The sequence below is a fragment of the Candidatus Streptomyces philanthi genome (assembly GCF_059553635.1).
This window is the reverse complement of the sequence record NZ_JCANQV010000141.1, coordinates 1-15,270: the sequence shown is the minus strand read 5'-3', so window position 1 is coordinate 15,270 and position 15,270 is coordinate 1. Positions and strand designations below refer to the sequence as shown.

The window sequence follows — 15,270 nt, the reverse complement described above, 5'->3', positions numbered from 1 at the left end:
CCCGTGATAATCACGCGCCAAACCCACACCCGCGACATACAACTCACCCGCCACACCCACAGGCACCACACGCAACGCACCATCCAGCACAAACACCCGGGTATTGGTGAGAGGGGTGCCGATCGGCGGGATCTGGGTGCCGGTCAGGGGGGCGCTCATCGTCGCGCAGACGGTGGCCTCGGACGGGCCGTACGCGTTGATCATGCGGCGTCCCGCGGACCAGCGGCCGACCAGGTCGGGCGGGCATGCCTCGCCCGCGACGACGAGGGTCATGTCCGCCGGGAGGGCGTCGGTGGTCATGGTGCCGAGGGCCGCGGGCGGAATCGTGGCGTGGGTGACGCCGTGCCGTGCGATGACCTCGCTCAGGCCCTGGCCGGGCATCAGCCGTTCGGCCGCCGCCAGGACCACGGTGCCGCCGGCGAGCCATGCCGTGCACAGTTCGGAGACCGAGGCGTCGAAGCTCGGCGAGGCGAACTGGAGCACCCGGCTGCCGGCGTCGATGGCGAAGCGGTCGTTCTGCGCGGTGGCGAGGTTGCCCAGCCCGCGGTGGGAGACGACGACGCCCTTGGGGCGGCCGGTCGAGCCCGAGGTGTAGATCATGTACGCCGGGTGCGCCGGGTCGAGGGCATGGGTCCGCTCGGCGTCGGTCAGGTCGCCGCCGTCGGCCGCGGCGAGTGCCTGGCGGGTGCCGGGCGCGTCGATGACGAGGCGCGGGAGGTCCGGGCCGCCGTCGACCGTGTCGAGGACGGGCAGCGACCGCTCGTCCGTGAGCAGGACCGCGGGCCGTGCGTCGTCCAGCATGTACCGGATGCGGTCGGCGGGGTAGGCCGTGTCGACGGGCAGGTAGGCCGCGCCGGACTTGAGGACGGCGAGCAGCGCCACAGTCAGCTCGGCCGACTTGGGCAGGGCGACGGCGACGAACCGCTCCGGGCCGACGCCCTGGGCCACGAGGAGGCGGGCCAGCTTGTTGGCGCGCCGGTTGAGTGCGGCGTAGCTGAGTCCGGTGTCGTCGGAGACGACGGCGAGGGCGTCGGGGGCGGTCGCGGCGCGTTCCTCGAAGAGGTGGGGCAGCGGCCGGTCGGGGACGGGCCGGGCCGTGTCGTTCCACTTCTCCAGCAGGAGTTCGCGGTCGGTTTCCGTGAGCAGGTCCACGGCGGCGATCTGCCGCAGCGGGTGGTGTGCCACCGTCTCGAAGAGGCGTACCAGGCGTGCGGCGAGGCTTTCCGCGGTGGCGCGGTCGTACAGCTCGGGCAGGTAGGTGAGCCGCAGCTGTATCCGTTCCCAGGGGAGGACGGCGAGGCTGAGGGCGTAGTGCGTCGCGTCGTGGCCTTCGACGCCGGTGACGGTGAGGCCGCCGCCGCTGAGCGCGTCCGGGTCGAAGGGGTAGTTCTCCAGCACCGTGATGGTGTCGAAGAGTTCGGTGTGTCCGGCCAGCCGGGTGACGTCCGCGAGGCCGAGGTGGTGGTGCGCGGTGAGCGCGGACTGCTGCTCCTGCACGCGTGCCAGCAGTCCGGCGAGGGTCTGGGCCGGGTCGAGGGTGACGCGTACGGGCAGGGTGTTGATGAACAGGCCGACCATCGACTCGGCGCCCGGCAGCTCCGGCGGGCGGCCGGCGACCGTGCCGCCGAACACCACGTCGTCCCGCCCGGTCAGCGAGCCGAGCAGCAGCGCCCAGGCGCCCTGGACGACGGTGCCCAGGGTCAGGCCGTGTGCGCGGGCGGTCTCGGTCAGGGCGGCGGTCAGGTCCTCGGAGAGGTCGACGGCGATCTGCTCGGGTGCGGCGCCGTGGCCGCTGGTGCGGCGGGGGCCGGCGAGGAGGGTGGGTTCGTCCAGCCCGCGCAGTGCCTCGTGCCAGGCGTCCTCGGCGGCGCCGCGGTCCTGCGCGGCGAGCCAGGCGAGGTAGTCCGCGTACGGGGTGACGCGGGGCAGTCCGGTGGCGTCGCCGTCCGCGCCGTAGAGGGTGAACAGTTCCTGGACGAGCAGGGGCATGGACCAGCCGTCGAGCAGGATGTGGTGGTTGGTGAGGGCGAGCAGGTGCCGGTCGTCGGCCAGGTCGACGAGGGTGAGGCCGATGAGGGGGCCCTCGGACGGGTCGAACCGCCGGGTGTGGTCCTCGGCCAGCAGGCGCCGGGCCTCGTCCTCGGCGTGCGGGAGGCCGGTGAGGTCGAGGTGCCGCCAGAGCGGGCGTACGCCCTCGCGGACGACCTGGACGGGGTGGGTGAGGCCGTCGCGGCGGAAGCTCGCCCGGAGGTTGGGGTGGCGGCGCAGCAGCGCGTCGCCCGCCGTCCGCAGCCGGTCCGGGTCCACGGCGCCGTGCAGGGCGAACACGAACTGGACGGTGTAGACGTCCTGTTCCCGCTCGTCGTAGAGCGAGTGGAAGAGGAGGCCCTCCTGGAGCGGGGAGAGCGGCAGGATGTCCTCGACGCGCGGGCCGTCGGCCTCCAGCAGGTCGATCTCGGACTGGCCGAGGTGGACGAGCGGGAAGTCCGACGGGGTGGCGCCGCCGGTGCCCGGCTCGCCGGCGAGGGCGGCGAGGGCGGTCAGGCGGTCCTGCCAGAGCGCGGTCAGCTCCTGGACGTCCGCCTCGGGCAGGACGCCGGGGGCCCAGCCGACGACGGCGACCAGGCGGGTGCCGTCGGGGCCGTCCTCGGCGAACGCGTTGACCTCCAGGGCGTGGGCGAGGGGCATCGACGGGTCGTCGCCGCCGTCCATGCCGCCGACCGGTGACCAGTCGGTGTCCTCGGAGCGGAGGCGGCCCAGGTAGTTGAAGGCGATCTCGGGGGCGGTGTGCCGGGCGAGTCCGGGGCCCGTGTGGGCGTCGAGGTGGCGGAGCAGGCCGTAGCCGGAGCCGTCGCCGGGGACGGACCGCAGCTGCTCCTTGACGCGCTTGACGACGTCGCCCGGGGTCCGGTCGTCGTGCGCCGTGCCGGGGTCCAGCCGGACGGGGTACATGCTGGTGAACCAGCCGACGGTCCGGGTGAGGTCCGCCCGGTCGGTGTCGCGGCCGTGGCCCTCGACGGTGAGCAGGACATCGGTGCGCTGCCGGCCGCGGCGGTGCCGCCAGGCGGCGACGGCGTCCGCGAAGGCGGCGAGCAGCACCTCGTCGGGCTTGGCGCGGAACGCGGCGGGCACCGGGCCGAGCAGGGGCTCGGTGTGTGCGGCGGGCAGGGTGACGCGCAGGGTCCGGGCGGTGCCCGCGAGGTCGGTGGCGGGGTCCAGGGGGCGGTGGCCGAGGGGCTCGGGGGCGCCCGCCAGCGTCTCGTGCCAGTACGGGAGTTCGGGGTGCCGCGCGCCGGAGGCGGCTTCCTCGGCGCGGGCGGCGGCCCAGCCGCGGAAGGAGGTGCCGACCGGGGCGAGTTCGGGCGTCCGGCCGTCGGCGGCCGCCTCGTACGCGGCCGCCAGGTCGGGCAGCAGGATGCGCCAGGAGACGCCGTCGACGGCCAGGTGGTGGACGACGAGGAGGAGCAGGCCGGGCCGTCCGGGGCCGGCGTCGAACCACACGGCGCGCAGCATCCGGCCGCTTTCGGGGTCCAGTTCGGCGGCGGCCCGGAGGCGGTGGCCGCGTACGGTCTTCTCGCGTGCCTCGTCCGTCAGGTCCGCGACGTCGACGCGCCGGAGCCGCGGCGCGGTCCGTGCGTCCCCGGCCGGGGCGATCTCCAGGCGCCACTGCGGGCCGCTGCTGTCGAGGACGGTGCGGAGCGCGTCGTGGTGGCCGGTCAGTGCGGCGAGGGCGGCCGTGAGGCGTTCCTCGGTGACACCGGCGGGGGTGCGGACGACCGTGGACTGGTGGTAACCGCCGATGGTGCCGCCGCGTTCGGCGAGCCACTGGGCCATGGGGAAGGGGGCCAGTTCGCCGGTGCCCTCGTCGGGACCCTCGGCCGCGTCGTCGGGGGCGCGTTCGGCGACGGCGGCGAGCGCGGCCACGGTGCGGTGCTGGAAGACGTCGCGGGTGGTGAGGACGAGTCCGGCCCGGCGGCAGCGGGAGACGAGCTGCATCGAGATGATGGAGTCGCCGCCGAGGTCGAAGAAGCCGTCGTCGATGCCGACGGCGGGCAGCCCGAGGAGTTCGGCGACGAGCGCGCAGAGCAGTTCCTCGTCGGCGGTGCGGGGCGCGCGGCTGTCGGCGGACACCGCGATCTCGGGGGCGGGCAGGGCCTTGGTGTCGAGTTTGCCGTTCGGGGTCAGCGGCAGCCGGCCGTCGAGGACGACGAAGGCGGCAGGCACCATGTGGTCGGGCAGTGAGGCGGCGGCGTGGGCGCGCAGCGCGGCGCTGTCCGGGGTGTGTCCGGCGGCGGGCACGAGGTAGGCGGTGAGCCGCTTGTCGCCGGGCTTGTCCTCGCGGACGACGGTCGCGACCTGGGCGATGCCGGGGTGGCCTTGGAGGACGGCGTCGATCTCGCCGAGTTCGATGCGGAAGCCGCGGATCTTGACCTGGTCGTCGGCGCGGCCGACGAAGTCGAGCTGCCCGTCGGCGGTCCAGCGGGCGATGTCGCCGGAGCGGTACATCCGGGAGCCGGGTGCCCCGAAGGGGTCGGCGACGAAGCGGAGCGCGTTCAGGCCGGGCCGGTTGAGGTAGCCGCGGGCCAGGCCCTCGCCGGCGACGTACATCTCACCGGGGACGCCGGGGGGAACGGGACGCAGCCGGTCGTCGAGCACATAGACACGCAGGTCGGGGATGGCGCGGCCGACGGTGCTGCCGGCGGCGCGCGCGGCGTGGCCGCGGTCCAGGGCGATGTGGGTGACGTGGACGGTGGTCTCGGTGATCCCGTACATGTTGACGAGGACGGGGGCGGTGTCCTCGTGCCGCGTGTACCAGTCCTCCAGGCGCCACAGGTCCAGTGCCTCGCCGCCGAAGACGACGGTGCGGAGGGCGAGGCGGCCGCCGAGGCCGGGGTTCTCCCGGTCGGCCTGCATGAGCTGGTAGAACGCCGACGGTGTCTGGTTGAGGACGGTGACGCGTTCCTCGACGAGCAGCCGCAGGAAGTCCTCGGGGGAACGGGAGACCGCGTGGGGGACGACGACGAGGGTGCCGCCGTGCAGCAGGGGCCCCCACAGTTCCCACACGGAGAAGTCGAAGGCGTAGGAGTGGAACATCGTCCACACGTCGCGCTCGTCGAAGCCGAACCAGTGCCGGGTGGAGCGGAAGAGGCGTACGACGTTGTGGTGCGGGATCACGACACCCTTGGGGCGGCCGGTGGAGCCCGAGGTGTAGATGACGTACGCGGGGGCGGCGGGCGTCAGCGGGGCCGTGCGGTCGGCGTCGGTGAGGTCGGCGGCCGGGTGGGCGGCGAGCGCGGAGCGGGTGTCCGGCGCGTCGAGCACCAGGACGGGGGTGTCGCCGAGTTCCACCCCCGTCAGGTCGACCTGGGAGGTGGTGACGACGAGGGCGGGGCGGGCGTCGGCGAGGGTGTAGGACAGCCGCTCGCGGGGGTAGTCCGGGTCCAGCGGCACATAGCCGGCGCCGGCCTTGACGACGGCGAGGAGGCCGGTGACCATCTCCGCCGAGCGGGGCAGGGCGAGGGCGACGAAGGTCTCGGGGCCGATGCCGCGGGCGGCGAGCAGGCGGGCGAGCCGGTTGGACGCGGCGGCGAGTCCGCCATAGGTCAGGCGGGTGCCGTCGTGGACGACGGCGGTGCCGTCCGGGGTGCGGGCGGCCTGCGCGTCGAAGAGTTCGGCCAGGTGGGCGGGGGTGCCGGGGCGGGTGGGGGCCGGTGCGGAGCTGGCCCATTCGCCGAGGACGCGGGAGCGTTCCGCGTCGTCGAGGAGGTCGATCCCGCCGATGGGCCGCTCGGGGTCGGCGGCGCCGAGGCGGCCGAGGAAGCGCAGGAACCGTTCCTGGTGGGCGGCCACCTCCTCGGCGGAGTACGCGTCGGGATTGGCGTCGAAGTCGACCTGGAGGCCGGCGCCGTCGGTGCGGTCGTACACGATGACGGAGAGGTCGTCGGCGGGGCCGATGGACAGGTTGCGCACGGTCGCGGGGTGGCCGCCGAACCGCAGGTCGTAGTCGAACATCATCACGTTGACCTGCGGGCCCACCAGGCGCTGTTCGCCGCCGAGCATCTTCAGGTCGCGGCGCATCCATTCGCAGCGGTACCGCTGGTGCTTGAGGACGGCGCGCATCTCGGCGTGGACCCGGCGGACGAGTTCGGTGAGCGTCAGGTCGGCGGTGGCGGCGACGCGCAGCGGCAGGACGTTGGAGACCATGCCGGGCACCCGGCGCAGGACGCGGCCGACGCGGGTGGTGACGGGCAGGCCGAGGACGATCTCCTCGGCGCCGGTCATCCGCTGGAGGTAGGCGGCGGTCGCGGCGGTGACGAAGGACGGCCACGGCACGCCGATGTCGGCGGCCCGGTCGCGCAGTGCCCGGGACTGGGCCGCCGGGAGGTGGGCGGTGCGGCGCACCAGGCCGCGCGCCGTGGACGGCGGGCGTGCGGAGAGGGAGGCGGGCTCGGGCAGGCCGGCGAGGCGCGCGTCCCAGAACTCGCGGTCCTTGGCGCACTGTTCGGAGTCCCGGTAGGCGGCCTCGGCGTCGAGGAGTGCGGTGAGGTCGCCCCAGGGGCACTCGGGCACCGTCCCGCCGGCGGTCAGCGCGCTGTAGACCTCGGCGACGCGTCCGGCGATCTGCGCCACGGTGTATCCGTCGACGAGGACGTGGTGGTAGCGGTGGAGCCAGAGCCAGTGGTCGTCGGCGGCCTTGAAGAGGGCGAAGAGGAACAGTCCGGCGTCCTGGTCGGCGGGGCGGGCCAGGTCGTCGCGCATCCACCGCTCGGCGGCGGCGACCGGGTCGTCCTCGGCGGAGACGTCGACGGTGTGCAGCGTCCAGTCCGGGTCACCGACGGTCATCAGGGCGCCGTCGGGACCGTCCTCCATGCGGACACGGAGCGTGGCGGCCTCCGCCACGACCTGGCGCAGGGCCCGTGCGAACACCTCGGCGTCGACCGGGCCGTGGATCTCCAGGTATTCGCCGGTGTTGTAGACGGTGTTCGCCGGGTCCAGCTGCTGAGCGAACCAGATTCCCGCCTGTGCCTCGGTGGGCGAAAAGCGATGTGTGCGCTCCTCAGGCATGTCGGTCCTCTCGGCATGTCGGTGACAGGTCACGTACCAGAAGACCACCCGTCGATCCCTTTTGGTGGGGTGAGTGCAGCTTCAGGCAATGCGTCGCGAGAGGGGCCGGAGCAGGTCGTTAGCCTCCCGGCATGCAACTCGACGACCTCGTCCCGCGATGGGACTTCAGGGAATGCCACAAACTGCGGGTCGGCGCGCCTCGCGAGGTCACTCTGCGCGCGGTCGAGGAGGTAACATGGGGTGACGTTCCGGTTTTCCGCGGGTTGATGTTCGCCCGGTCGTTCGGAACGTCGATGCCCACCGGAAGCCGGAAGATCATCGATGCTTTCCGGACCGGCGCCTATACGGAAGTCGCCCGTACCGGCAATGAGTTGGTGGTGGGCTCCATCACTCGCACGTCGAAGGACGCCGTCGGCGAACCCTATGTGGCGGTCGCGGGAAAGGAGTTCGCCGACTTCGACACCCCGGGCTACACCAAAATCGCCTACAACTTCCATTTCGCCGACGGCTGGTTGCGTACCGAGACCCGGGTCTTTTCCACCGACCGTACGGCGCACCGGAAATTCGCGCTCTACTGGGCCGCTATCCGGCTGCCCAGCGGATTCATCCGCCGGGAATGGCTCCATGCGATACGCCGCGCCGCCGAACGCCCGGCACCCGGTTCCGGGAGCGCGTGACGGTGCGTCCGACGGCCCGTGCGTGAGGTTCACCGAACCTTGCGCACGGGCCGTCGCCGTGTGTCTCAGCGTGCGGTCGCCGTCCGGAAGGCGCGGATCGCGGCGGGCACCAGGATCGCCATCAGCACCGCCAGGGTGATCAGCGCGAGGGGCAGCGGGTGCTGGGCGGGGAAGGAACCGGCCGTGGCGGCCGTCTCCACCTGGTTGCCCCACAGCTCGCGCATCGAGGCGACGACCGAGCTGACCGGGTTCCACTCCGCGACGGTCCGCAGCCAGCCGGGCAGTGTCCCCATCGGGACGAAGGCGTTCGACAGGAACGTCAGCGGCACGCTGATGAGGAAGGTCACCGATGTCACGGCCTCCGGGCTGCGCAGCGCGAGCCCGATGAGCGCGCCCAGCCAGGCCAGGACGTACCCGGCGGCGAGCAGCATCAGGAAGCCGCCGGCGATCTCCAGCGGACTGCCGTGCGTACGCCAGCCGATCAGCAGGCCCACCAGCGCCATGATGGTACAGGCGACCGCGTTGAGCAGCAGGTCGGCACTGGTGCGGCCGATGAGCACGGCGGACCGGGCGATGGGCATGGAGCGGAAGCGGTCGACGATTCCGCTCTTGAGGTCGGCGGCCACCCCGATCGCGGTGCTGCTGACACCGGAGAGCATGACCTGCATGAAGATGCCGGACATGATGTACTCGCGGTAGTTGCCGCCGGGCACCTTCATCGCGTTGCCGAAGAGGAAACCGAAGATCAGCACGATGACGATCGGCACGATCGTGACGCTGATGAGCTTGGTCGGCACCCTGGTGAGCTGGCGCAGCTGCCGCCAGGCCAGGGCCATGCTGTCGTTGATCAGGTGATTCATGCCGGGCCCACCGTTCCTGCCGCGGGAGTGGCCGACGGGGAGGCTCCGCTCCCGGTCAGTGTGAGGAATACGTCGTCCATCGAGGGGCGCCGTACGGCGAAGTCCTCGACCTGCGAACCCGTCGCCTCCAGTGCCCCGGCGGCGCGCGAGACGGCGCCCAGCACACCGCCCGTCAGCTCGACGCTGACACTGCGCCCGTCGGCCCCGAGGGCCGGCTTCTGCCCCAGCGCGCGGCCGAGGGCCTCGACGACGGCCGGTGCCTGCGCCGGGTCGCTCAGCGTCACGTGCAGCCGCTCGCCGCCGACCTTCCGCTTGAGTTCGTCGGCGGTGCCGTCGGCGATGACCGTGCCGCCGTCGACGACGGCGATACGGTCCGCCAACTGCTCGGCCTCCTCCAGGTACTGGGTGGTGAGGAGGACGGTGGTGCCGTCGGCGACCTGCTCGCGGATCATGTCCCACAGCGCGATCCGGCTGGTCGGGTCCAGGCCGGTGGTCGGCTCGTCCAGGAAGAGGACGGCGGGGCGCGGGATGAGGCTCGCCGCGAGGTCGAGGCGGCGGCGCATTCCACCGGAGTAGGTCATGCTGGCACGGTCGGCCGCGTCCTCCAGGTCGAAGCGCTGGAGCAGTTCGTCGGCCTTCTCCTTCGCCCCGCGCCGGCCGAGGTGGTAGAGGCGCCCGGCGAGCACGAGGTTCTCACGGCCGGTCAGCAGCGGGTCGACCGCCGCGTACTGGCCCGCGAGGCCGATGCGCCGGCGTACCTCGTTCGGATTCCGTACGAGGTCGTGGCCGGCCACCGTGGCCCGGCCCGAGTCCGGGGTCAGCAGGGTCGCGAGAATTCTGACGGTGGTGGTTTTCCCCGCCCCGTTGGGGCCCAGCAGACCGAGGACGGTACCGGCGGGAACGGAGAGCGAAACACCTCGCAGTGCTTCCACTTCGCCGTATCTCTTGCGGAGATCCTCCGCGTGAATGCCGTCGTCCATGCAATCCTCCTCGGAACGTGCCAGCGCCCGCACGACAAGCTCCGCGCAGTCTCACGGGTGCCACCACGCACCCACAATGGCCTCTGCAACTAACTGCATGCGCCGGCTTCCCTCCGCCTTCCCCGCCGCCCGTACGCCCGCTCCGCGGAACCGGCAGCGGCCGGCGGCCCGCGGCTTACGCACCCACCCCGTACTCCCCCGCTTCCCCGGGAATTCCCGTACCGTCCCCATGAGTCCGGCCGATGACGGTGATACGTTGTCCGCCACCGCGTCTTCCCTCGTCCGCGGCCCACCGCGCATTCCCCGCAGCGCATTCCGTGAGCGGCCGCCCGGGGAACACGAAATGACAGTCGCCGGCGCTCCGCGCAATGCCCCCGGCAGTTTCCTGCGACGGAATACCGGCCCGCCGAAAGCGCGCCCGGACGGCACGTACGCTCCGCCGCATGAAGGTCGCCCTCCTCGCCGTCGTCATTCCCTGCGGATTCGTTCTCGCCCTCGCGGGATTCTCCCTGGGCGCACGACGGCTTCTGGGGCTGCGGATAGGCGTTTTCCGCGCGCTGCTCACCGGCGGTGTCGGGGTGGCCGTCTCGCTGTGGATCAGTGCGCTGATGGGCGGGCGCGACCGGCAGTGGGGGCTGCTCACCGTGCAGATCGGCTGCACCCTGCTGGCGTCGATGCTCTTCCTCGCCCTCTCCGAGGTCATCGTCCCCAGCGGCGCGCTCTCCGGCGTCGTCCGCTGGCCGCGCGCCCTGCGCGACCGGCTGGCACGCACCCGCCGCTACGCGCGGCTCAGCGGCATCGTCGCCCGCCACGGTCTGTCCCCGTCCCTCCGCGGCCTGGTACGCCGGGGATTGACGGCCCCCGGCGGAACCCGCCTGACCGCCCTGTCGTTGCGCCTGGCGCTGGAGGAGGCCGGAGTGACGTTCGTCAAGCTCGGCCAGGTGCTCTCCACCCGTCACGACCTGCTGCCGCGCGACTACGTCGACGAACTGTCCCGCCTCCAGGACCAGGCCGCACCGGCGCCCTGGGAGGGCATAGAGCGGGTGCTGACCGAGGAGTTGGGCAAGCGGCCGGACGAGGTCTTCGCCGCGCTCGACCCCGAACCGCTGGCGGCGGGTTCGATCGCCCAGGTCCACCGGGCCCGTCTGCACTGCGGCCGGCAGGTGGTGGTCAAGGTGCAGCGACCGGGCAGCCGGGAACTCGTCGACCGTGACCTGGACATCCTGCTGCGCCTCGGCCGCAGGGTGGAGGAGCACACCGCCTGGGGGCGGACGGTCGGTGCCTCCGGGCTGGCCGCCGGTTTCGCGCGGTCGCTGCACGAGGAACTCGACTTCCGTATCGAGGCCCGCAACATCGCCGCCGTCACCGCGGCGTCGGACCGCTCCCGGGCGCCGTCCGTCGTCGTGCCGAAGGTCCATGACGCCCTCACCACCCGGCGGGTCCTCGTCCTCGACCTGTTGTCCGGCACCACGCTGGGCTCGGCGGGCGCGCGGATCGCCGAGCACGGCATGGACCCGTCCGAAGCGGCCCGGCAACTGCTCGCCTGCCTCCTCGACCAGATCATGACCACCGGTGTCTTCCACACCGACCCGCACCCCGGCAACATCATGCTCCTCGACGACGGCCGCCTCGGTCTCCTCGACTTCGGCTCCGTGGGACGCGTCGACCGGACCCTGCGCTCCGCGCTGCGCCGCTTCCTCCTCGCCGTCCACAGCAACGACCCGACCGCCCTGTGCGACGCCCTGCTGGAACTCGTCGACCGCCAGGACGTGGACGAACGGAGCCTGGAACGCGCCCTGGGCCGTTTCATGGCCCAGCACCTGGGCCCCGGCAGCCGCCCCGGCTCCGACATGTTCTCCGACTTCTTCCTGCTGGTGACCCGGCACGGGCTGACCGTTCCCCCGGAGATCGCGGCCACCTTCCGGGCTCTGGCCACCCTGGAGGGCTCCCTCGGCCGCCTCGACCCGGACTTCGACTTCCTCGCGGAGGCCCGGTCCTTCGCCGCCGACCGGCTCAGGAGGAAGCTGCGCCCGCAGGAGTTGGGGCGCTCGGCCGCCGAGGAGATCCTTGCCCTCGCGCCACTGCTGCGCCGCCTGCCGCGCCGGGTGGAGCGCGTCGCCGAGGCGCTGGAGCGGGGTCGGCTCCAGGTGAACGTCCGGCCCCTCGCCGACGCCGACGACCGCCGGTTCATCCGTACGCTGGTCCACCAGGTCCTGCTGGCCTTCCTCGCCGGCAGCACGGCCCTCGCCGGGGTGCTGCTCCTCGGCACACCGGGCTCCCCCCTCATCGGGCACTCCGTCGAACTCTTCGATGTCCTCGGCTATCACCTGCTCGTGGTGAGCAGCATGCTGACCGTGCGCACCCTGTTCTCCCTCCACAAGGCGCGGCGTTGAGGGAAAGCGGTACGGATACGGGCGCCGGGCCGATGCGGCCGACGCCCGTCTGCGCGGAATCCGGGAAGGATTACCGAAGAACGCTCCGCGCCGTGCTGCCGAGCCGGGAAGCGATGTCCTCGATGAGTTCGGGCTCGCGCTCGGCCAGGTAGAAATGACCGCCGGGAAGGACACGGAGGTCGAAGCCCTGGGGGGCGACATCGGACCAGCCGCGTACCGCGTCCTCGTTGACGTCCGGGTCGCTGTCGCCGAGATAGCCGACGACGGGGCAGCCGAGCGGGGCGCCCGTTCTCGCCGGGTACCGGGCGACGATCCCGAAATCGTTGCGGATCGCGGGAAGGATCAACTCCCGCAGGTCAGGGTTGTCGAGCAGGGCCGCGTCCGTGCCGCCCATCCGGCGGACCTCCGCCACGACCTCCTCGTCGTCCTGGTAGCCGCCGGGACGCGGCGTGAGCAGGTGCGGGGCCGCACGACCGGAAACCATCAGCAACGACGGTGTGGCACCGTACTGTTCCTGGAGCCGCAGCGCGATCTCGTACCCGAGCGAGGCGCCCATACTGTGCCCGAAAAGGGCGAGGGGCGCATCGAGAATGGGCACCAATTCCTTGCCGAGCGCGTCCGCGAGCGGTTCCATCGCGGTGATCAGCGGCTCGGCGATACGCTCCTGACGTCCCGGATAACGCGCCACCAGAACCTCGACGTCCGCTCCGAAGGCATTCCCCCAGTTCCGAAAGAAACTGGCGGAACCACCCGCGTGCGGAAGGCAGAGCAGCCGCGTACGGGGGCGGCCCGACACGGCATATCTGCGCAACCAGATGCTCTCGCCCATGGCCATGTGGTTTCGGACTCCTCGTCAGCGACTCTCGGCGCGTGCCAGAGGGCCGGCGCCGTCCCCGTACTCATCGAACCGGGCGCGGAGAGCGGCCGGCAATCCCTGTTTCAGGAAGCTGCGATTCCTGGCCGTCGAGGTGTTCCGGTGGCGGGGCGGTCGGTGTCGTCTCCGGGGCGTTGGCACCCGGTCCGTACGGTCAGCAGGGCTGCGGCACGGTCGCCGGTCGGTGTTCCGCTCGGGTGAGGAGGGCGATGGCGTGGCCGACGGTGTGGGCTCTCATCAGGTCCTCGGGGACGATCTGGATGCCGAGGGCGCGTTCGATGCGGGCGCCGATGGCGATCAGGTCCAGGCTGTCGATGCCGTGGTCGGCCCGGAGGTCGGCGTCGTCGGTGAGGGTGTCGGGCGTGGTGCCCAGGGCGTACGCGATGGTCGCGCGGACGGTGTCCGCCACGGCGGATCTGGTGATGCCCGGGGCGGTGGTGGATGCCTGTCGGGTCTCGGTCATGCGGTGCTCCGGGAGGTGGTTCGGGGCAGCCGGTGACTGCCGGTGGAGGTGGTGCACCGTCAGCAGTCGGTGGGGTGGGCCGCGCCGTTGAGGGTGGTGTCGGGGATGTCCAGGGCGCGGTCGGACCCGGTGCCGTGGGGTGGTCGGCGGGACGGAACCGACGGCCCTGGAGCGGACGCGTTGAGCTTGGCACCGCCCGATCTACGATCGATCAACCCTGCGTCAACGTGTGGTGACGCGCCCCGAGGGCGTCGAGGCGGGCGGCGGGTGCCACGGCCCGCGCCGGCGCTCCTCCGCGATCCCTCCGGGCCCGGTACGGGCCGACGGCAGCCACGTCGGGGAATTCGGCGGAATGGAGCCAAGAAAAGCCCTGGTGAACTCCGGCGCGGCGGAAATCACCGCACGGCACCGCCGGCTTCCCGGTACTCCCCCGCAACCGGTTTGTATACGGCACGCTGTCGCGCCACCGCCACCTCCGTGACCAAGTCTAAGGATTTCCCGACCCCCGGCGTGACATCAAAGGGAGGTGCGACCCATCGCGCCGCACACAGGCGTGCTCGCCGACCCCGCCTGCCACCGGTGAAAGGGAATCCATGGAATCCGCCCGACGGCCGATCCTCTTCGTCAGCCTTCCGGAGAGCGGTCTGATCAATCCGCTGCTCGTCCTGGCGGGTGAACTCTCGCGTCAGGGGGTGCAGGACCTCTGGTTCGCCTCCGACGAGCCGCGCCGCGACGATGTGAAGCGGATCGCGGAGGGCTCCCCGGTGGAGTTCGCCTCCCTGGGCGGGGTGGACACCGAGATGTCGGCCGTGACCTGGACCGACGAGATCTACCGCGAGGTCACGCAGTCCTCGCGCTTCAAGGCGCACCGCGCGGTCGTGCGGCACACGTACCGGCCCGACATCCAGGCGGAGAAGGCGCGTCGCCTCCAGGCCGTCGTCGACGAGGTCCGGCCGGCGTTGATGGTCGTCGACTGCATCAGCAGCTTCGGCGTCGACGTGGCCATCGCCCGGAACATTCCGTATGTGCTGAGTGTGCCGTTCCTGCCGAGCAATGTGCTGACGGCGCACACGCCCTTCTCCAAGAGCTACACCCCGCGCGGCTTCCCCGTTCCGCACACCGGGTTGCGGCGGCGGATGACGCCCGTGCAGCGCGTCACCAACGAGCTGTTCAAGCTGCGGACCTTCGCGATGTTCCTCAACCCGCGGATGAGCAAGGTGTTCGCGGACGACTCCCGGCGGCGCAAGGAGCTCGGGCTGCCGGCGCCCAGCATCATGGGCAGGATCGACCGCGCCGAGATGGTGCTGTGCAACTCCATCGCCGAGCTGGACTATCCCTTCGACATCCCGAAGAAGATGCGGCTGGTGGGCGCGATGGTGCCGCCGCTGCCGGAGGTGCCGGGCGAGCAGGACCTCTCGCGGTGGCTGGACGCCCAGTCCTCCGTGGTCTACATCGGGCTCGGGACGATCACCCGGCTGACGCGGGAGCAGGTCGCCTCCCTGGTGGAGGTGGCCCGCCGGCTGGAGGGCCGGCACCAGGTGCTGTGGAAGCTGCCCTCGGAACAGCAGCACCTCCTGCCGCCGGAGCAGACGCTGCCGGGGAACCTCCGTGTCGAGAACTGGGTCCCGTCCCAGATGGACGTCCTGGCCCACCCGAACGTGAAGGTGTTCTTCACCCACGGCGGCGGCAACGGCTTCAACGAGGGCATGTACTTCGGCAAGCCGCTGGTGATACGCCCCCTGTGGGTGGACTGCTACGACCAGGCCGTCCGTGGCGAGGACTTCGGTCTCAGCCTCACCCTCGACCGTCCCCGGACCATCGACGTCAACGATGTCGTCGACAAGCTCACCAGGGTCCTCAGCACCCCGTCGTTCCGTGAGCGGGCGGAGCGCCGGGCGGCGCTGATGCGTTCGGCGGGTGGCCGGGAGGCCGCGGCCGGCATGCTTCTGGCGCTGCCG

The 15,270-nt window shown here is 72.1% G+C and carries 9 protein-coding genes; 3 read left to right on the top strand and 6 right to left on the bottom strand.

All coding sequences use genetic code 11. From position 1 onward, the window contains the following. On the bottom strand, window positions 1-7,065 hold a 7,065-nt coding region (locus AC51EU_RS17715; protein ID WP_496267948.1), incomplete at its 3' end, for an amino acid adenylation domain-containing protein. Between the two features lie 131 nt (window positions 7,066-7,196). On the opposite strand from AC51EU_RS17715, the gene AC51EU_RS17710 reads away from it, so the two are divergent. Next, window positions 7,197-7,742: a hypothetical protein gene (locus AC51EU_RS17710; protein WP_496267947.1), complete on the top strand. Its 546-nt coding sequence runs from the start codon at window positions 7,197-7,199 to the stop codon at window positions 7,740-7,742. 65 nt (window positions 7,743-7,807) lie between these two features. On the opposite strand, the gene AC51EU_RS17705 is transcribed toward AC51EU_RS17710, so the two are convergent. Then, window positions 7,808-8,602, bottom strand: coding sequence for an ABC transporter permease (locus AC51EU_RS17705; RefSeq protein WP_496267946.1), 795 nt, complete (start codon window positions 8,600-8,602; stop codon window positions 7,808-7,810). Further along, a complete protein-coding gene (locus tag AC51EU_RS17700; RefSeq protein ID WP_496267945.1) occupies window positions 8,599-9,582 on the bottom strand; it encodes an ATP-binding cassette domain-containing protein in 984 nt (327 codons plus the stop codon). The genes AC51EU_RS17705 and AC51EU_RS17700 overlap by 4 nt, the downstream gene beginning before the upstream one ends. A gap of 443 nt (window positions 9,583-10,025) precedes the next feature. Between AC51EU_RS17700 and AC51EU_RS17695 the strand changes: the two genes are divergently transcribed. Further along, entirely contained in the window at window positions 10,026-11,975 is a 1,950-nt protein-coding gene (locus tag AC51EU_RS17695; protein ID WP_496267944.1) for an ABC1 kinase family protein, read from the top strand. A gap of 70 nt (window positions 11,976-12,045) precedes the next feature. Here AC51EU_RS17695 and AC51EU_RS17690 read toward each other — a convergent pair whose 3' ends face one another. From AC51EU_RS17690 to AC51EU_RS17680, 3 genes are all read right to left on the bottom strand, one after another. Then, the gene (locus AC51EU_RS17690) at window positions 12,046-12,810 is read right to left on the bottom strand and encodes a thioesterase II family protein (RefSeq protein ID WP_496267943.1); all 765 of its coding nucleotides are present in this window, start codon (window positions 12,808-12,810) and stop codon (window positions 12,046-12,048) included. A 193-nt stretch (window positions 12,811-13,003) separates the two neighbouring features. Then, window positions 13,004-13,312: an acyl carrier protein gene (locus tag AC51EU_RS17685; protein WP_496267942.1), complete on the bottom strand. Its 309-nt coding sequence runs from the start codon at window positions 13,310-13,312 to the stop codon at window positions 13,004-13,006. A 59-nt stretch (window positions 13,313-13,371) separates the two neighbouring features. Beyond that, on the bottom strand, window positions 13,372-13,527 hold the full coding sequence (locus AC51EU_RS17680) for a hypothetical protein (protein ID WP_496267941.1): 156 nt from the start codon (window positions 13,525-13,527) through the stop codon (window positions 13,372-13,374). Window positions 13,528-13,905: 378 nt separating this feature from the next. Here AC51EU_RS17680 and AC51EU_RS17675 point away from each other — a divergent pair. Beyond that, window positions 13,906-15,270, top strand: a 1,365-nt coding sequence (locus tag AC51EU_RS17675; protein WP_496267940.1) for a glycosyltransferase, incomplete at its 3' end; no start/stop codon positions are given.

What these genes read in the sequence shown, in the direction of transcription:
- AC51EU_RS17685 (WP_496267942.1), bottom strand. Translation starts at nt 13,312, where the DNA reads ATGACCGAGACCCGACAGGCATCCACCACCGCCCCGGGCATCACCAGA.
- AC51EU_RS17705 (WP_496267946.1), bottom strand. Translation starts at nt 8,602, where the DNA reads ATGAATCACCTGATCAACGACAGCATGGCCCTGGCCTGGCGGCAGCTG.
- AC51EU_RS17700 (WP_496267945.1), bottom strand. Translation starts at nt 9,582, where the DNA reads ATGGACGACGGCATTCACGCGGAGGATCTCCGCAAGAGATACGGCGAA.
- AC51EU_RS17695 (WP_496267944.1), top strand. Translation starts at nt 10,026, where the DNA reads ATGAAGGTCGCCCTCCTCGCCGTCGTCATTCCCTGCGGATTCGTTCTC.
- AC51EU_RS17710 (WP_496267947.1), top strand. Translation starts at nt 7,197, where the DNA reads ATGCAACTCGACGACCTCGTCCCGCGATGGGACTTCAGGGAATGCCAC.
- AC51EU_RS17690 (WP_496267943.1), bottom strand. Translation starts at nt 12,810, where the DNA reads ATGGCCATGGGCGAGAGCATCTGGTTGCGCAGATATGCCGTGTCGGGC.